Annotated in this window: 18 protein-coding genes; 12 read left to right on the top strand and 6 right to left on the bottom strand. The window is 71.8% G+C overall.

Annotated features, from left to right (window positions below; all coding sequences use genetic code 11):
• Positions 1-41 precede the first annotated feature (41 nt).
• Entirely contained in the window at positions 42-1,019 is a 978-nt protein-coding gene (locus ACWGR4_RS47560; protein WP_380012541.1) for a carbohydrate kinase family protein, read from the bottom strand.
• 191 nt (positions 1,020-1,210) lie between these two features.
• Here ACWGR4_RS47560 and ACWGR4_RS47555 point away from each other — a divergent pair, with 191 nt between their 5' ends.
• On the top strand, positions 1,211-1,432 hold the full coding sequence (locus ACWGR4_RS47555) for a hypothetical protein (RefSeq protein WP_078977526.1): 222 nt from the start codon (positions 1,211-1,213) through the stop codon (positions 1,430-1,432).
• 57 nt (positions 1,433-1,489) lie between these two features.
• Entirely contained in the window at positions 1,490-2,137 is a 648-nt protein-coding gene (locus ACWGR4_RS47550) for a hypothetical protein (protein WP_452134131.1), read from the top strand.
• A 90-nt stretch (positions 2,138-2,227) separates the two neighbouring features.
• On the opposite strand, the gene ACWGR4_RS47545 is transcribed toward ACWGR4_RS47550, so the two are convergent.
• Positions 2,228-2,581, bottom strand: a complete 354-nt coding sequence (locus tag ACWGR4_RS47545) for a HesB/IscA family protein (protein WP_020553010.1) — start codon at positions 2,579-2,581, stop codon at positions 2,228-2,230.
• A 165-nt stretch (positions 2,582-2,746) separates the two neighbouring features.
• Between ACWGR4_RS47545 and nadA the strand changes: the two genes are divergently transcribed.
• Positions 2,747-3,961: a quinolinate synthase NadA gene (gene nadA, locus ACWGR4_RS47540; RefSeq protein WP_380032721.1), complete on the top strand. Its 1,215-nt coding sequence runs from the start codon at positions 2,747-2,749 to the stop codon at positions 3,959-3,961.
• Positions 3,962-4,096: 135 nt separating this feature from the next.
• On the opposite strand, the gene pspAA is transcribed toward nadA, so the two are convergent.
• Positions 4,097-4,375, bottom strand: coding sequence for a PspA-associated protein PspAA (gene pspAA, locus ACWGR4_RS47535; RefSeq protein ID WP_380012532.1), 279 nt, complete (start codon positions 4,373-4,375; stop codon positions 4,097-4,099).
• Positions 4,372-5,145, bottom strand: coding sequence for a PspA/IM30 family protein (locus tag ACWGR4_RS47530; protein WP_078977522.1), 774 nt, complete (start codon positions 5,143-5,145; stop codon positions 4,372-4,374). Before ACWGR4_RS47530 ends, pspAA begins: the two co-directional genes overlap by 4 nt.
• 187 nt (positions 5,146-5,332) lie before the next feature.
• Between ACWGR4_RS47530 and ACWGR4_RS47525 the strand changes: the two genes are divergently transcribed.
• The 3 genes from ACWGR4_RS47525 (at position 5,333) to ACWGR4_RS47515 (ending at position 7,823) form a co-directional block, all read left to right on the top strand.
• Entirely contained in the window at positions 5,333-5,938 is a 606-nt protein-coding gene (locus tag ACWGR4_RS47525) for a DUF3043 domain-containing protein (RefSeq protein WP_380032725.1), read from the top strand.
• Positions 5,935-6,705: a class I SAM-dependent methyltransferase gene (locus ACWGR4_RS47520; protein ID WP_380012526.1), complete on the top strand. Its 771-nt coding sequence runs from the start codon at positions 5,935-5,937 to the stop codon at positions 6,703-6,705. Before ACWGR4_RS47525 ends, ACWGR4_RS47520 begins: the two co-directional genes overlap by 4 nt.
• 119 nt (positions 6,706-6,824) lie before the next feature.
• On the top strand, positions 6,825-7,823 hold the full coding sequence (locus ACWGR4_RS47515) for an aldo/keto reductase family protein (protein ID WP_380012523.1): 999 nt from the start codon (positions 6,825-6,827) through the stop codon (positions 7,821-7,823).
• Between the two features lie 72 nt (positions 7,824-7,895).
• On the opposite strand, the gene ACWGR4_RS47510 is transcribed toward ACWGR4_RS47515, so the two are convergent.
• Entirely contained in the window at positions 7,896-8,102 is a 207-nt protein-coding gene (locus ACWGR4_RS47510) for a hypothetical protein (RefSeq protein WP_078977518.1), read from the bottom strand.
• 92 nt (positions 8,103-8,194) lie between these two features.
• Between ACWGR4_RS47510 and ACWGR4_RS47505 the strand changes: the two genes are divergently transcribed.
• The 4 genes from ACWGR4_RS47505 (at position 8,195) to ACWGR4_RS47490 (ending at position 13,264) form a co-directional block, all read left to right on the top strand.
• Positions 8,195-9,511, top strand: coding sequence for a bifunctional adenosylcobinamide kinase/adenosylcobinamide-phosphate guanylyltransferase (locus ACWGR4_RS47505; RefSeq protein WP_452134008.1), 1,317 nt, complete (start codon positions 8,195-8,197; stop codon positions 9,509-9,511).
• 270 nt (positions 9,512-9,781) lie between these two features.
• Positions 9,782-10,822 (top strand): nicotinate-nucleotide--dimethylbenzimidazole phosphoribosyltransferase, encoded by a 1,041-nt coding sequence (locus ACWGR4_RS47500; RefSeq protein WP_452134007.1) that lies wholly within the window; start codon positions 9,782-9,784, stop codon positions 10,820-10,822.
• Complete coding sequence (locus tag ACWGR4_RS47495) at positions 10,819-11,601, top strand: adenosylcobinamide-GDP ribazoletransferase (RefSeq protein WP_452134006.1); 783 nt, start codon at positions 10,819-10,821, stop codon at positions 11,599-11,601. The genes ACWGR4_RS47500 and ACWGR4_RS47495 overlap by 4 nt, the downstream gene beginning before the upstream one ends.
• 157 nt (positions 11,602-11,758) lie before the next feature.
• Positions 11,759-13,264, top strand: a complete 1,506-nt coding sequence (locus ACWGR4_RS47490) for a leucyl aminopeptidase (RefSeq protein WP_380012511.1) — start codon at positions 11,759-11,761, stop codon at positions 13,262-13,264.
• A gap of 112 nt (positions 13,265-13,376) precedes the next feature.
• Here the strand turns inward: ACWGR4_RS47490 and ACWGR4_RS47485 are convergent, their stop codons facing one another.
• The gene (locus ACWGR4_RS47485; protein ID WP_380012508.1) at positions 13,377-13,700 is read right to left on the bottom strand and encodes a hypothetical protein; all 324 of its coding nucleotides are present in this window, start codon (positions 13,698-13,700) and stop codon (positions 13,377-13,379) included.
• Positions 13,701-13,973: 273 nt separating this feature from the next.
• Between ACWGR4_RS47485 and lpdA the strand changes: the two genes are divergently transcribed.
• Positions 13,974-15,362, top strand: coding sequence for a dihydrolipoyl dehydrogenase (lpdA, locus tag ACWGR4_RS47480; RefSeq protein WP_380012505.1), 1,389 nt, complete (start codon positions 13,974-13,976; stop codon positions 15,360-15,362).
• Positions 15,363-15,433: 71 nt separating this feature from the next.
• On the top strand, positions 15,434-16,173 hold a 740-nt coding region (locus tag ACWGR4_RS47475), incomplete at its 3' end, for a biotin/lipoyl-containing protein (protein ID WP_452134349.1).

Raw genomic sequence — 16,173 nt, 5'->3', positions numbered from 1 at the left:
GGCCGCTTCGGCCCGACCGGCACCCGAGAGTCGTCCTCACGTCAGAGCGGCAGGTGCTCCGCGACCTCGGCCGCGGCCGCGTCGCCGTACGCCCCGGCGAGCCGGGTCAGGAACGGCGCGCGGCGCAGCGAGTATTCCTGGGTGCCCACCGTCTCGATGACCAGGGTGGCGAGCATGTTGCCGACCTGCGCAGCGCGCTCCAGGGACAGGCCCCACGAGATGGCGGACAGGAAGCCGGCGCGGAACGCGTCGCCGACGCCCGTCGGGTCGACCTTGGCCTCCTCGGCCGGGCAGGTCACCACGATCGGGTCCGCGTCGGCCTGCTCCACCCGGGCGCCGCCGGGGCCGAGAGTGGTCACCCGTACGCCGACCTTCTTCAGGATGTCCGCCTCGGACCATCCCGTCTTCTGCACGATCAGCGCGCTCTCGTACTCGTTGGTGAGCAGGTAAGCGGCGCCCTCGATGAGCCGGCGGATGTCCTCCCCGTCCATCCGCGCCAACTGCTGCGAGGGGTCGGCCGCGAACGGGTAGCCGCGCTCGCGGCACTCGTCGCTGTGGCGCAACATCGCCTCGGGGTCGTTGGCGCCGATCACGACCAGGTCCAGGCCGCCGACCCGATCGGCCACCGGCCGCAGTTCGATCTCCCGCGCCTCGCTCATCGCCCCCGTATAGAAGGAGGCGATCTGGTTGTGCTCCTCGTCGGTGGTGCAGACGAACCGGGCGGTGTGGTGGGTCTGCGAGATGTGCACCGACTCGGTGTCCACCTGGTGTCGGTCCAACCACGAACGGTAGTCGACGAAGTCCGCGCCGGCGGCGCCGACCAGGATCGGCGACAACCCCAGGCAGCCCATGCCGAAGCAGATGTTCGGCGCCACTCCGCCGCGTCGGATGTCCAGCCTGTCGACGAGGAAGGAAAGCGAGACCACGTGCAACTTGTCCGAGACGAGCTGGTCGGCGAAGCGACCCGGGAACGTCATCAGGTGATCGGTGGCGATCGATCCGGTCACGGCAATACGCATGGCACGTCTCTCCTGTGGAGTACGGCGAGCAACGGTGCGAACGAGGAAGGGGGTGGAGGGAAACCCACACACATTAACCCACCTCGCTCCGGTGACCTTCGCAAACTACCCATCGGTACATCGTGCCGTCACGCTCCGTGCGAACTAGGCTGGAAAACACCCGATGATCAGTCAAGTCGAGGAGTCAGGGAATGTCCCCGATGCCCGTGATGCCCGCGATGCCGTCCCAGGCCGAGCCCGAGACGCTCGACGACCTGCGCGGCGACTGCCGTCACATCGATGCGTCGTGGACCACGCCCGGCCCGGAGCGCACGCCGGCCAAGGCGGCGCCCGCCGGCTCGCACGCCCCCGCCACCGACGTGCCCGCGCACGGCGCGACCCTCGTGGCGGGCATGTCCGAGTACGGCGACTGACCGTCCCGGGCCGCCCCACCGCGGGAACCGCCCCGGCGGCGGGCGCGTCCGAGGGCCATGCGTATCCACGGCGAGCCCGATGACCGCATCCGACCCGAACCCACCGCGCGCCGGCGCCCGTTGATCACCGTCCTGGCGATCGTCGGGGTGCTCGGCATCGGCGGCGGTGCCTGGGCGCTGCAGGGCGACGGCGACAAGGGATCACCCCGTTCGAGCGCCGCCGACCCGAGCGCACCGGCGCAGACCGAACCGGTCGCCCCCGGCGGCGCGGCGAGCGGCGCTCCGCCCGCTTCCCCGAGCGACCCCGCCCAGGCCCGACCCGGCGCGCCCGCCGCCGACAACGGCGCGGGCCCCGACACCTCGACGTCCTCCCCCGTGCTGCCCGGAGCCGCTCCGCACACCTATCACCCGGCCCAGCCGAACACCCGCTTCAGCCGCTACACGGTAGCCCCCGACGGCCGCACCCTGACCGCGTGGTTGTGGGGCGGCCAGTGCGAGAGCGACCGCCTGGTGGTCGCGAGCGACACGGCCGACGCGGTGGCCGTGCGGGTGGAGGTCACCCGGACCGGCGACGTATGCACCGACATGGCCGTCGAGAACAAAGCCGACGTGATGCTTCCCACACCGCTGGGCGCCCGCCGGCTCGTCGACGCCGAGACCGGCGCGACCGTCACCCCGGGCGGCAATCCCTTCACCGCCGGCTGACCGCACCCGCCCCGGACCCACACACGACGACGCCGCGTCGGCCCGCAGGGGCCGGCGCGGCGTCGTGGTTCGGGACGTGTCCCGACAGGATCAGTGGAACGAGTCGCCGCACGCGCAGGAACCGGCCGCGTTCGGGTTGTCGATCGTGAAGCCCTGCTTCTCGATGGTGTCGACGAAGTCGATGGTGGCGCCGCTCAGGTAGGGCGAGCTCATCCGGTCGGTGACCACGGAGACACCGTTGAAGTCGGCCACGACATCGCCGTCGAGCGAGCGCTCGTCGAAGAACAGCTGGTACCGCATGCCGGAACAACCGCCGGGCTGGACGGCCACGCGCAGCGCGAGATCGTCGCGACCCTCTTGCTCCAGCAGAGTCTTGACCTTGGCCGCCGCCTCATCGCTGAGGAGGATGCCACCGGTCTTGGTGGTCTCGTCCTGGACAGTCATCTGCAAGCTCCCACGTGGTGGTTCGACATTCGTACGCCACTTCCACCGTCGGCAACCGATGGTGGCTCGGCCCTATTCCCACATCATGCTTCGGGCCCTCGCGTTTTACTCATGGTCGCACACCCCCACTCTCGTCAACCTGACATGAACAGGATAAGATGATTAATGTCAAGTAGACGAAAAGAGGTGCGCGCAGTGACCGCGACACACGATCTGGACCTGCCGCCGGGGGTGCGGCCGACGCCGCTCGCCCTGCTGATGCTCGGGCGCGCCGCCGACGCGCGCAGCGAACGCGGCGTCGAGTGTCCCGGCGACCTTCCCTCGCCCTCCGACCCGAACCTGGTGGCGCGGGCACGCGCGGCCAAGGAGAAGCTCGGCGACAAGGTCTTCATCCTGGGTCACCACTACCAGCGCGACGAGGTGATCGAGTTCGCCGACGTGACCGGCGACTCGTTCAAGCTCGCGCGCGAGGCGGCGGCCCGACCCGACGCGCCGTACATCGTCTTCTGCGGTGTGCACTTCATGGCCGAGAGCGCGGACATCCTCACCTCCGACGAGCAGCAGGTGATCCTGCCGGACCTGGCCGCGGGCTGCTCGATGGCCGACATGGCCACCTCGGAGCAGGTCGAGGAGTGCTGGGACGTGCTCGCCGAGGCGGGCATCGCGGACGTGACCGTGCCGGTCTCGTACATGAACTCCTCGGCCGACATCAAGGCGTTCACCGGCCGCAACGGCGGCACGATATGCACGTCGTCCAACGCCAAGAGGGCCCTGGACTGGGCCTTCGAGCAGGGCGAGAAGGTGCTGTTCCTGCCCGACCAGCACCTCGGCCGCAACACCGCCGTACTGGAGCTGGGGCTGAGCCTGGACGACTGCGTGCTGTACAACCCGCACAAGCCGAACGGCGGCCTCACCGTCGAGCAGCTGCGGGCGGCGAAGATGATCCTGTGGCGCGGGCACTGCTCGGTGCACGGCCGGTTCGACGTGAGCTCCGTCGAGGAGGTGCGCGAGCGCATCCCCGGGGTCAACGTGCTGGTCCACCCGGAGTGCCGGCACGAGGTGGTCACCGCCGCCGATCACGTGGGCTCGACCGAATACATCATCAACACGCTGGACGCCGCCGAGCCGGGGTCCGCGTGGGCGATCGGCACCGAGCTGAACCTGGTCCGCCGGGTCGCCGCGGCGCATCCGGACAAGCAGGTCGTCTTCCTCGACAAGACGGTGTGCTTTTGCTCGACGATGAACCGGATCGACCTGCCGCACCTGGTCTGGGCCCTGGAGTCGCTGGTCGAGGGCACCGTGGTCAACCGCATCCGGGTGGACGCGGAGACCGAGAAGTTCGCCAAGGTCGCGCTGGACCGCATGCTGGCCCTGCCCTAGGCGCCCGCCACCGCGGGCCCCGACGGCGGATCGTCGCCGGGCGGGCGCGGGCGGTGTACCCACGTGAGCGAGCGGTGTGTCCCGGAAACCCCGGGGCACACCGCCCACACGCAGCACGGAAGAGCGATGGTTCGGTCAGCCCGGGATCAGGCCGTCCGTACTCAACATCTTCCTGACCTCGTCCACATGCGCGTCCTCCGCCGGCAGCAGCAGGTCGGAGGGCACGATCTCGTCGTCCGGCACCGGGGCGCCGAGTTCGCGGACCCTGGACAAAAGCGCCGTCAGCCCCGCACGAAAGGCGGCGTCGTCGCCACCCTCGATCGCGGCCTGAAGCTCGTTGTCGAGCCGGTTGAGCACATCGAGATGCTCCTCCGCGACGTCGAGCTGGCCCTCACCCACGATCCGCACGATCATGTGCCTTCTCCCTGCTTGTCGAACCGCGGCCGGGGCTGACCCGGGCCGATCGCCGGCGGCGGGGTGCCTCCGGACAACTCGGCCTTCATCCGCTCCAGCTCCAGTTCCACATCCGACGTGCTGGACAAACGCTCCAGCTCGGCGGTGATGTCGTCCTTCGCCATCCCGGTCGGGTCGTCGAGCGCGCCCGAGGCGAGCAGCTCGTCGATCGCGCCCGCACGGGCCTGCATCTGCGCGGTCTTGTCCTCGGCCCGCTGGATCGCGAGCCCGACGTCGCCCATCTCCTCGGAGATGCCGGCGACCGCGCCACCGATCCGCGCCTGGGCCTCGGCGGCCGTGTAGGTCGCCTTGATCGTCTCCTTGCGGGTGCGGAAGGCGTCGACCTTGGCCTGCAGTCGCTGCGAGGCCAGGACGAGCTTCTCCTCCTCCGCCTGGAGGTTCTGGTGTTGGGTACCGAGGTCCGAGATCTGCTGCTGCACACCCGAGCGGCGCATCAGCGCCTCGCGGGCCAGATCCTCGCGACCGAGCGCCAGCGCCTTGCGGCCCTGGTCCTCGAGCTTGCCCGACTGCTGCTGCAGACCGGTCATCTGCAATTCGAGCCGCTTGCGGGAGGTCGCCACATCGGCCACACCCCTGCGCACCTTCTGCAGCAGTTCGAGCTGCTTCTGGTACGAGTAATCGAGCATCTCGCGTGGATCCTCGGCCTTGTCGAGGGCCTTGTTGGCCTTCGCGCGGAAGATCATCGCCATTCGCTTCATTACACCGCTCATGGGCCTCGCGTGCCCCCTTCGTAGGCAACCCGTGCTGCTCCCTGAAGCCTAAATGCCCAAGCGACCTTGTGGCAGCAGGGCTTTGCCTCACTTGACGTGTTCCCGCCCGCGAGAGTTCCGGATCGTCCTCGTGCCCGATTCGGGGAGCGTTGAAATCTCCCGCCCCTCGAACACGTAGGCTTTGACCGTGTTCCGACGACGTTCCCACGCAGAGCCCGAGACCGCCGAGCAGTCCCTGGAGCGTCTCCAGGGCGAGTCGGCCGTCCGGGACCCCCAGGCCCCGAAGGGCCGCCCCACGCCCAAGCGCTCCGAGGCGCAGGCCAACCGCAAGACCAAGGTGTCCGTCCCCAAGGACCCCAAGGCGGCGCGCAGGCAGGCCCGGCTGCGGATGCGCGAGGAGCGCGAGACGCAGCGCCAGGCGCTGCTCACCGGCGACGAGCGGGCGCTGCCGGCCCGCGACCGGGGGCCGCTGCGCCGGTTCGCCCGCGACTACGTCGACGCGCGCTACACGGTCGGCGAGTTCTTCCTGCCCTCGGCCGTGATCATCCTGATCCTGAGCATCCTGCCCAGCCTCGCGATCAAGAACTTCTCGCTCTTCCTGTGGATCGCGGTGATCCTGCTGATCATCCTCGACTCGGTCCGGGTCAACATGGGCCTGAAGAAGGCGCTGCGGGCGAAGTTCCCGAAGGAGAACCTCAAGGGCGTCACCCCGTACGCGCTGATGCGCTGTCTCCAGCTCCGTCGGCTGCGGTTGCCCAAACCGCAGGTCAAACGAGGCGAGAAGGTCGCATGACGACGATCACCGGGCTGAGCGGCGACCTGCACACGCAGGTCCGCCGCGAGTTGGTGGCCCGCCAACTGGCCGAGCACATGACGAGCCTGCGCGACCGCGGTCCGCTGCGGGTGCTCGACGTCGGCTGCGGGCCGGCCTCGCCCGGCATCCTGCTCGCCCGTGCGGGACACATCGTCACCTCGGTGAACACCGATACCGACGTGCTCACGACACTGCACGAGGACCTGGCCCGGGAGTCGGCCGACGTGCAGGGGCGGATGCGGCTGGTCGAGGGCGACGGCGCCGAGGCCGGCCGGCACTTCCCGCCGGGCAGCTTCGACCTGGCCATCTGCCACGACGTGCTGGAGGCCCAGCCCGAGCCCGACGGCATGCTCGCCGCGCTGGCCCGGATGATGACGCAGGGCGGGCTGATCTCGGTCACCTCGCGCAACGCCGGCTCGCTGGCGATGCGCGCCGGTGCCGCGGCCCAGTGGACCGCGACGCTCAAGGGCCTGTCCGCGACCACGTACCCCAACCCGGCCGGCGGCACGCTGCGCGCGGACACCGTCGACGGGCTGTGCACGGTGCTCGCGGACCTGGGCGCGCCGGTCCTGGACTGGTACGGCGTGGGCGTCTTCAGCGGCCTCCAGCCCGACGACGCCGAGCCGCCGCGCGGCCAGAAGGCGTGGACGAACCTGCTCGCCTGCGAGGAGGACGCGTCGCGCCGCGACCCGTACCGCCTGATCGCGCCGGTCCTGCACCTGGTCGCCGAAAAGACCGTGCGCTAGGACGCGCCCGGGCTTCGGGGGGCGGGACCTCGTCGGAGGGGCCCGGTGTCCCGTCATGGGACGGGTGTGTCCGGTGATGCGGAAGATCGTCGCGCGGGTGTCCGACATAGGGTGTTCGCATGGACTTCCGACACCTCGGCCGCAGCGGTCTCGTCATCAGTGAGATCGCCTACGGCAACTGGCTCACCCACGGCTCCCAGGTGGAGGAGGACGCGGCACTCGCGTGTGTGCGGGCCGCGCTCGACTGTGGCATCACCACCTTCGACACCGCCGACGTGTACGCGGAGACGCGCGCGGAATCGGTGCTCGGCCGGGCGCTGAAGGGCGAGCGCCGCGAGGGCCTGGAGATCTTCACCAAGGTCTACTGGCCCACCGGTCCCGGTCGCAACGACCGGGGTCTGTCGCGCAAGCACATCCTCGAGGCGATCGACGGGTCGTTGTCGCGCCTGGGCACCGACTACGTGGACCTGTACCAGGCCCATCGCTTCGACTACGCGACGCCGCTGGAAGAGACCATGCTGGCCTTCGCCGACGTGGTCCGCGCCGGCAAGGCGCTGTACATCGGGGTCTCCGAGTGGACCGCCGAGCAGATCCGCGCCGCCGCCGAACTCGCCCGCGAGTTGCGGGTGCCGCTGGTCTCGAACCAGCCGCAATACTCGATGTTGTGGCGGGTGATCGAGGCCGAGGTGGTGCCGGCCTCGGAGGAGCTGGGGCTCGGCCAGATCGTCTGGTCGCCGATCGCGCAGGGCGTGCTCACCGGCAAGTATCTGCCGGGGCAGCCGCCGCCGGCCGGGTCGCGCGCCACCGACGACAAGGGCGGCCAGGACTTCGTCTCGCGGATGCTCACGGACGACGTGCTCACCCGTGTCCAGCAGCTGCGCCCGCTGGCCGACGAGGTCGGTCTCTCGCTCGCCCAGCTCGCCGTCGCGTGGGTCCTGCAGAACCCGAACGTGTCGGCCGCGATCATCGGCGCGTCCCGCCCGGAGCAGGTGCGGGAGAACGTCAAGGCGGCGGGTGTCCGGCTGGACGAGAGCCTGCTGACCAAGATCGACGTGATCCTCGACCCGGTGGTCAACCGCGACCCGGCGCTCACCCTGAGCCCGAGCACGCGTCCGTAGCCGAACCGCCGGAGGGCGCGGCCAGGGCCGCGCCCTCCGGCGTGTGCGATCGGCGCGGTCCGCCGCGCGGGGTCAGCCCTCGGCCGCGCGCAGACTCATGTGTTCGTAGACGACGGCGTCGTCCTCCAGCAGGCTCACCTGCTCGATGCCCGCCGCGAGCAGGTCCTTCCAGGTCTCGCCGAGCCAGCTCTCGGCGTCCGACTGGTTGGTGAAGTCCTCGGCCTCCGGGCCCTCGACGGGGGCACCGTCCGCGTCCTCATACCGCCACACCCACGACATGTCGGGCTCCTCATCTCGGATCTCGGACCGTCAAAAGACCTGCACAGTAGATCAAGCCCACCCACCTCATAGCCAGGAGCTCGACGACACCCATGGAGCTGACGCTGCTCGGCACGGCCGGTCCCAAGGGCTGGCCCCAGCCGTTCTGCACGTGTGCCTCGTGCCTGGGGTGCACCGGACCGGCGGTGCGCGGACCCGCGTGCGTGCTGCTCGACGGCACGCTGCTGCTCGACTGCGGGCCGGAGCCCGCGCACGCCGCCGCGCGGGCCGGGTACCCGCTGACCGGGGTGCGACGGTTGTTGCTGAGCGGTCCGGCCGAGGCCGCGCCGCTGGCCTGGCTGCCCGCGGCGGGGCTCGACGAGGTGGCCGCGCCGTCCGCGCCGCCGGCCTGGTTGCCGGCGCCCTCGGCGGGCGGGCCGCGGTGGCGACGGGTCGCGGCGGGTGACACGTTCGAGGTGGACGGTCGGCGAATACGGGTGTTGCCCGGCGGGACTCCCGGGCGAGTCGCCTACGAGGTCATCGGAGCCGACGGCACGCGGCTGCTGTACGTGCCGCCCTCGACGCTGCCGCCGGAGGCCGAGGCCGGCCGGGCCTGGACGCGCGAGGGCGGGCACTACGACGTGGTGTTGCTCGACGTGGTGTCGTGGCCGGAGCGGCTGGCCACGCTGCGTCGCGACGGCGCGGTCACCGAGGACACCGACGTGCTGGCGATCCACCTGTCGCACGAGTCGCCGCCGGGCGAGGAGTTGCACCGCCGGTTGGCCGCGTGGGGCGCTCGCGCGGTGCCGGACGGCGGTGTGGTGCGAGTCGGCGCCGACCCCTCGCCGAGGCCGCGTCCGCATCGCACCCTTGTCCTGGGCGGGGCCCGCTCGGGCAAGTCGGCGGAGGCCGAACGGCGCCTGGCGGCCTGTCCGGACGTGCTCTACGTGGCGACCGGCGGCACCCGGGAGGGCGATCCGGAGTGGGCCGAGCGAGTCGCGCTGCATCGTGATCGCCGACCGGACACCTGGGGCACCGCCGAGACGGTGGAGCTGACCGCGCTGCTCGCGAAGGCGCGTCGGCCGCTCCTGGTGGACTGCCTGTCGTTGTGGCTGACCGCGGTGATGGACGCGCACGGCGCGTGGGACGACGACGCGTGGGCGGACGGCGGCGCGCGCGAGGCGGTGCGGGCCGACGTCGCGGCGCTGGCCGCCGCGTGGCGGGCGTGCCGCGTCCCCGTGGTCGGGGTGAGCAACGAGGTGGGCAGCGGGGTGGTGCCGGCAACCCCCGCCGGCCGCCGATTCCGCGACGAACTGGGCCGCCTCAACGCGACGATCGCGGCGGAATCCGACGAGGTCCTGCTGGTCGTGGCGGGTCAGGTCCTCACGTTGCGCACCCTCCCGAGCCAAGCCGAACACGCCGCCTCCTGACGCCAACCGCGGAGACCCGCGAAGCGAGCGAGGGGGCAGGCAGGCGGGCGAGCGGGCAAGCCGGCAAGCGGGCGGGCGGAAGTGGGACCGCGGCCGGGGCTTCGTGAGGACTCGCAACGGCCCCGAGCGGGCTTGTGGGGCGGGATCGGTGGGCCCCTGCGCCGTATGACCGCACGCTTCGGGCGCAACGCAACGGGTGGAGCGGGTGGGTGAACCAACCCGAGCCCACCGAGGCGCAACCACCGCGCCGACGACAACTACCCTGACCAGGTGACAATCGACCTCGACTCCCTGGCCGCACAGGTGGAGCGCCCGGACGACGACGCCCGCGCACGCGTCCGTACACACCTGGCAGACCTCGCGGGCGCCCCGAGCGCGTACGGCCGACTCGAAGAGCTCGCGATCCGGTACGCCTCGATCCGGGGCGGCAAGACCACCGCGCCCATCGGCGCCCCCCGCGTGGTGCTGTTCGCCGCCGACCACGGCGTAGCCGCGCACGGGGTGTCGGTCCGCCCGCCCGGCTGGACCGCACGCGAGGTGCGGGCCACCCTCGCCGGCACCACGCCCGCGGCCACGTTCGCCGCCGCGCTCGACACGCCGATCCGGGTCGTCGACATCGCCGTCGACACCGAGCCCGACGCCTTCCCCGAGCCGATCGCGCGCCACCGGATCCGGCGCGGCTCCGGCGCGCTGGACAGCGCGGACGCGCTCGCTCCCGGCGAGGCCGAGGCGGCGTTTCGGGTCGGGACCGAGATCGCCGACGCCGAGATCGACTCCGGCGCCGACGTACTGCTCCTGGGCTCCCTGGGCGCGGCGGCCACCACCCCGGCGGCCGTCCTGATCGGCGCGCTCACCGGCATGGACGCGGCGGCGGTGATCGGCCGCGGCTCCGGCATCGACGACGCGACCTGGATCCGCAAGTGCGCCACCATCCGCGACGCGCTGCGCCGGGCCCGGCCCGTGCTCGGCGACCCGATGCGGCTGCTCGGCGTCAGCGGCGGGGCCGACTTCGCCGCGATGACCGGATTCCTGCTCCAGTGCTCGGTCCGCCGCACGCCGGTGCTGCTCGACGACGTCTCCACCGCCGCAGCGGCCCTGGTCGCCCAGCGGATCTCCTACCGCGCGCCCGACTGGTGGCTGGCCGGCCACGTCACCCCCGAGCCCGGCCACGTCAAGGCGCTGGATCGGCTCGCCCTCGAACCGGTCCTGGACTACCGGGTCCGCGGCGGCGAGGGCGTCGGCGCGCTGCTCGCGCTCCCGGTGCTGCGCGCGGCCGTCGACCTGGTGGCCCGGGTGCAGCCCACCCCGTGAGCGCCGGTACCACCTCGGCCGGGCTGCGCCTGGCGTTCGGCATCCTGTCGGTGATCCCGGTCGAGGTGGCGCGGGTGGACCGCCCGGTGGCCGGCCGCGCAATGGCCTGCGCACCGCTCGTCGGCCTGGTCCTGGGCGGCCTCGCCGCGGGTGTCCTGGCCCTCGCCGAATGGGCCGGCACCGGCGCGTTCACCGCCGCCGCGCTCGCCGTCGCCACCCTGGCCCTGCTCACCCGAGGGCTGCACCTGGACGGCTTGGCCGACACCGCCGACGGCCTGGGCTCGGCCAAGCCCGCCCCGGACGCGCTGCGCGTGATGAAGGCGTCCGACATCGGCCCGTTCGGCGTGCTCGCTCTGCTCTTCCTGGTCCTGATCGAGATCGGCGCGCTGAGTCGGCTCGGGCAGCACGGCGGCGGATCGGCCCCCGCCGCCCTGGTGTTCGCGGTGGTCACGGGTCGGGTCGCACTGTCGATCGCGTGCGGCCGGGGCGTACCGTCCGCACGTCCCGACGGACTCGGGGCGATGGTCGCCGGCACCGTCGGGCGCGGCGTGCTGCTCGCCTGGTCGCTCGTCCTGGTCGCCGGCGCCGGCCTGTACGGCCTCGTCCGGGACCCGGCCGAGGCACTGCGCGCGCTGGGCGCGGCGATCGCCGGACTCACCGCCGCCGCCCTGCTGTTGCGGCACACCACGCGCCGATTCGGCGGCATCACCGGTGATGTGCTGGGCGCCGTCGTGGAGACCGCCGGCTGCGTCGCGCTGGTGGTCCTGTCCACTGGCTGAGACGTTTGCCGGGAAGGCGTGAAATGCTGAGGGCGAACGTATCTTCCATACGGCTCGTCACCGCTCGACGAGGCATCCCGAGCAAGGATCGCCGCGTCGGTGCCCCACCGATCGTGCGGGCACTCAGCACCTCCGAGAGATGAGAGACAGGACACTCGTGACCACACTGAGTATCGGCTCCACCGCGGCCCTTTCCCTGCGCGCCGACGTTCTCGTGATCGGCGCCGTCAAGGGCAAGGACGGCGCCGTCCTGGCCGAGGGCGCCGAAAGCGTCGACGCGGCGCTCGACGGCCGGCTCACCGCCACCCTGTCCGCCGTCGACGCCACCGGGGCCGAGGGCGAACTACACCGGGTGCCGACGTTCGGCGCGGCCAAGGCCCCGCTCGTGCTGGTCGTCGGCCTGGGCGAGCAGCCCGCCGACGGCTTCGCGCACGAGACGCTGCGCCGCGTGGGCGGCACCGTGGCGCGGGCGCTCGCGGGCGTCAAGAAGGCCGGTGTGGCGCTGCCGTTGGCCGGTGCGGAGGCGGTGGGTGCGTTCGGGGAGGGCGTGCTGCTCGGCGCGTACTCCTTCGAGACCTACCGGGAGAAGTCGCGCGAGGGCCGCAAGGACGCGGTCAAGGACGTCGTGCTGCTCGGCCTGAAGGCCAACAAGGCGGTCAAGGCCGCCGCGGAGCGCGCCGCGATCACCGCGGAAAGCGTGAACCACGCCCGCGACCTGGTCAACACCCCGCCGAACGACCTGAACCCGAAGGACTTCGCCGCGATCGCGGTGGACACCGGCAAGAACGCCGGCTTCAAGGTCGAGGTGCTGGACGACAAGGCGCTCGCCAAGGGCGGCTTCGGCGGCATCCTCGGCGTCGGCCAGGGTTCGGCCAACAAGCCGCGCCTGGTCCGCCTGGGCTACACGCACCCCAAGGCCAAGCGCACCATCGCGCTGGTCGGCAAGGGCATCACCTACGACTCGGGCGGCATCTCGCTCAAGCCGGCCGGGTCCAACGAGACGATGAAGATGGACATGGGTGGCGCGGCGGCCGTCCTGGGCGCGGTCACCGCGGTGGCCCGGCTCGGCCTCGAGGTCAACGTGACCGGCTGGCTGGCGCTGGCGGAGAACATGCCCTCCGGCACCGCGATCCGCCCCGGCGACGTGCTGCGGATGTACGGCGGTCGTACCGTCGAGGTGCTGAACACCGACGCCGAGGGTCGCCTGGTGCTCGCCGACGCGATCACGCGCGCGTGCGAGGAGTCGCCGCAGATGCTGATCGACGTGGCCACGCTGACCGGCGCGATGATGGTCGCCCTGGGCAACGACATGTACGGGATCATGGCCAACGACGACACCTTCCGCGACGCGGTGTACGACGCGGCGACGCGGGCGGGCGAGCAGGCCTGGCCGATGCCGCTGCCGGCCGACATGCGCAAGCAGATGGACTCGCCGATCGCGGACCTGAAGAACATGGGCAACTCGCGGATGGGTGGCGGCCTGATCGCCGGCATCTTCCTCCAGGAGTTCGTCGCCGAGGGTGTGCACTGGGCGCACCTGGACATCGCGGGCCCGGCGTTCCACGAGGGCGAGGCCGGCGGCTACCGGGCCAAGGGCGGCACGGGCGTCGCGGTGCGTTCGCTGCTCCAGGTCGCGCAGGACGTGGCGGACAACCGGATCTGACCCGGACGCGGACGGCGGTCCGGTCCGGCCGGGGCACGCAGGCGCCCCGGCCGGACCGGCCGTACCGCGCCGGCGTGCGCCTCACCCGCGCACGGCGCGGCGGCGGATCGGGTCAGGAACCGCCGCCGGACTGCCGTCGGGTCCACTCGCGCATGCGCTTGGGATAACCCACCAGGGCCGCCTCGTACACCGGGATGCCGAGCTTGCGCGCGAGGGAGCGCGCCGCCGCGGGGTCGGCGACCCGGCGCCGGGTCCACTCCCCCGTGTCGGCGATGAACACCACGGTCGTGCCGCTCAGCGTGGTCACCGGTTCGATGTACGCCTCGACACCCTTGCGGCTGCGCGCGAATTCGCTCAGGTGGTCGGCCGTCGCGGCGGCCTGCTTACGATCGGGCGCGTCCGTGCCGGTACCGCGTTTGCGTCGGAACAGCCCCACGGGGATTTCCTTCCTGTCGTTCGCGCGTTCGCCCGCGTCCGTCCTGCGCGGACGCCGGGATCGTGCCGGAACAACGAGTCACGAGGGTGTGTTGTGCCCCCGACCCGCCATTTCGGTGCGGCCCCTGTGGGACAGGCAACACCGGGGCGGAGTGCTCGGCTGCCTCCGACAAGTGGGAGGATGTTGTACCGGCACTTGAGACCTTCCACAAGAAGGGGGTGCCGCCCGCCGCGTACCGCGCGGGTCGGCATCGCAATCACAGGAGGACGTGACGTGGCGAACGACGCCGGAGCCGTTTTCGATGTAGTCATTCTCGGCGGCGGGAGTGGCGGCTACGCGTGCGCCCTGCGCGCGGCCGAACTCGGTATGCGCGTCGTCCTCGTCGAAAAGGGCAAGCTCGGCGGCACGTGTCTGCACAACGGCTGCATCCCGACCAAGGCGCTGCTGCACGCCGGCGAGGTCGCGGACCAGACGCGCGAGAGCGAGCAGTTCGGCGTCAAGTCGACCTTCGACGGCATCGACATCGCCGCGGTGCACGCGTACAAGGACGGCGTCGTTTCGCGCCTGTTCAAGGGCCTGACCGGGCTGATCGCGAGCCGCAAGATCACCGTCGTCGAGGGCGCCGGGAAGCTTGTGTCGCCGACCGCGGTCGAGGTGAACGGGCAGCGCTACGAGGGTCGACACGTGGTACTGGCGACCGGCTCGGTGCCGAAGTCGCTGCCGGGCCTGGAGGTCGACGGCAACCGCGTGATCAACAGCGACCACGCGCTCGTGCTGGACCGGGTCCCGCAGTCCGCGGTGGTGCTGGGCGGCGGCGTGATCGGCGTCGAGTTCGCCAGCGCCTGGAAGTCCTTCGGTGTGGACGTGACCATCGTCGAGGCGCTGCCGCACCTGGTCGCCCTGGAGGACGAGGCGAGCAGCAAGCTCCTGGAGCGCGCCTTCCGTCGTCGCGGCATCAAGTTCGAACTCGGCGCGCGCTTCTCCGGTGTCGAGTACACCGACGCGGGCGTTCGGGTCTCGCTGGAGAACGGCAAGCAGATCGAGGCCGAGTTGCTGCTCGTCGCCGTCGGCCGCGGCCCCGTCTCGGCGGGCCTGGGCTACGAGGAGGCCGGCGTCGCGATGGACCGCGGCTACGTCCTGGTCGACGAGTACTGCGCCACCAACGTGCCGACGATCTCGGCCGTGGGCGACCTCATCCCCACCCTTCAGCTCGCCCACGTCGGTTTCGGCGAGGGCATTTTGGTCGCCGAGCGGATCGCCGGGTTGAACCCGGTGCCGATCGACTACGCGGGTGTGCCGCGCGTGACCTACTGCGACCCGGAGGTGGCCTCGGTCGGCCTCACCGAGGCGCAGGCGGTCGAGCGTTACGGCTCGGACAAGCTCGCGTCGATCAGCTACAGCCTCGGCGGCAACGGCAAGAGCCAGATCCTCAAGACGACCGGCCAGGTCAAGGTCGTCTCGGTCAAGGACGGCCCGGTCGTCGGCATCCACATGGTCGGCGCCCGGATGGGCGAGCTGACCTCGGAGGCTCAGCTGATCTACAACTGGGAGGCCCTGCCGGCCGAGGTCGCCCAGCTCATCCACCCGCACCCGACGCAGTCCGAGGCGCTTGGCGAGGCCCACCTCGCGTTGGCGGGCAAGCCTCTGCACGTCCACGACTGACGACGCGCCCCCTATCGCGCCCCGTCATCCAAGACCCACGCCTTGAAGCGTTGAGAAGGAGTCATTGACCCATGCCGGTCTCCGTAACACTGCCCGCGCTCGGCGAAAGCGTGCAGGAGGGCACCATCACCCGCTGGCTGAAGCAGGAGGGTGAGCGCGTCGAGCTGGACGAGCCCCTGCTCGAGGTCTCGACCGACAAGGTCGACACCGAGATCCCCTCCCCCGCCGCGGGCATCCTGGTGTCGATCAAGGCCCAGGAAGACGACACGGTCGACGTCGGCGCCGAACTGGCCGTGATCGACGACGGCTCAGGGGCTGCGGCTCCGGCCGCCGCGCCGGCTCCGCAGGAGGCCGAGGCTCCGGCGCCGGCCGCGCCCGCGCAGGCTGCTCCGGCCGCCGAGGCACCCGCCGCACCCGCCGCTCCGGCCGCTCCGGTCGCGCAGGAGCCCGCCCAGGCTCCGGCCGCGCCCGCCGGCGACGCGCAGGGCACCCCGGTGCTGCTGCCCGCGCTCGGCGAGAGCGTGCAGGAGGGCACCATCACCCGCTGGCTGAAGCAGGAGGGTGACACGGTCGAGGCCGACGAGCCGCTGCTCGAGGTCTCGACGGACAAGGTCGACACCGAGATCCCGTCGCCGGTCGGCGGCGTGCTGCTGAAGATCAAGGTCGCCGAGGACGAGACGGTGGAGGTCGGCGCCGAGCTGGCCGTCATCGGCGCGCCCGGTGCGGCTCCGGCGGCGGCGCCCGCTCCGGCGGCGGCTCCGGCGGCGGCTCCGGCTCCGGCGGCTGCTCCGGCCACCGCGCCGGCCCAGGC

The organism is Embleya sp. NPDC055664, from assembly GCF_053618075.1.
The sequence above is the reverse complement of the archived record's forward strand: the minus strand, read 5'-3'. Positions and strand labels throughout refer to the sequence as shown.

Excerpts from the sequence above, each read along its gene's own strand:
- ACWGR4_RS47520 (WP_380012526.1), top strand. The coding sequence starts at position 5,935 with ATGACGACGATCACCGGGCTGAGCGGCGACCTGCACACGCAGGTCCGC.
- ACWGR4_RS47550 (WP_452134131.1), top strand. The coding sequence starts at position 1,490 with ATGCGTATCCACGGCGAGCCCGATGACCGCATCCGACCCGAACCCACC.
- ACWGR4_RS47515 (WP_380012523.1), top strand. The coding sequence starts at position 6,825 with ATGGACTTCCGACACCTCGGCCGCAGCGGTCTCGTCATCAGTGAGATC.
- ACWGR4_RS47545 (WP_020553010.1), bottom strand. The coding sequence starts at position 2,581 with ATGACTGTCCAGGACGAGACCACCAAGACCGGTGGCATCCTCCTCAGC.
- ACWGR4_RS47560 (WP_380012541.1), bottom strand. The coding sequence starts at position 1,019 with ATGCGTATTGCCGTGACCGGATCGATCGCCACCGATCACCTGATGACG.
- nadA (WP_380032721.1), top strand. The coding sequence starts at position 2,747 with ATGTCAAGTAGACGAAAAGAGGTGCGCGCAGTGACCGCGACACACGAT.
- ACWGR4_RS47555 (WP_078977526.1), top strand. The coding sequence starts at position 1,211 with ATGTCCCCGATGCCCGTGATGCCCGCGATGCCGTCCCAGGCCGAGCCC.
- pspAA (WP_380012532.1), bottom strand. The coding sequence starts at position 4,375 with ATGATCGTGCGGATCGTGGGTGAGGGCCAGCTCGACGTCGCGGAGGAG.
- ACWGR4_RS47530 (WP_078977522.1), bottom strand. The coding sequence starts at position 5,145 with ATGAGCGGTGTAATGAAGCGAATGGCGATGATCTTCCGCGCGAAGGCC.
- ACWGR4_RS47505 (WP_452134008.1), top strand. The coding sequence starts at position 8,195 with ATGGAGCTGACGCTGCTCGGCACGGCCGGTCCCAAGGGCTGGCCCCAG.
- ACWGR4_RS47510 (WP_078977518.1), bottom strand. The coding sequence starts at position 8,102 with ATGTCGTGGGTGTGGCGGTATGAGGACGCGGACGGTGCCCCCGTCGAG.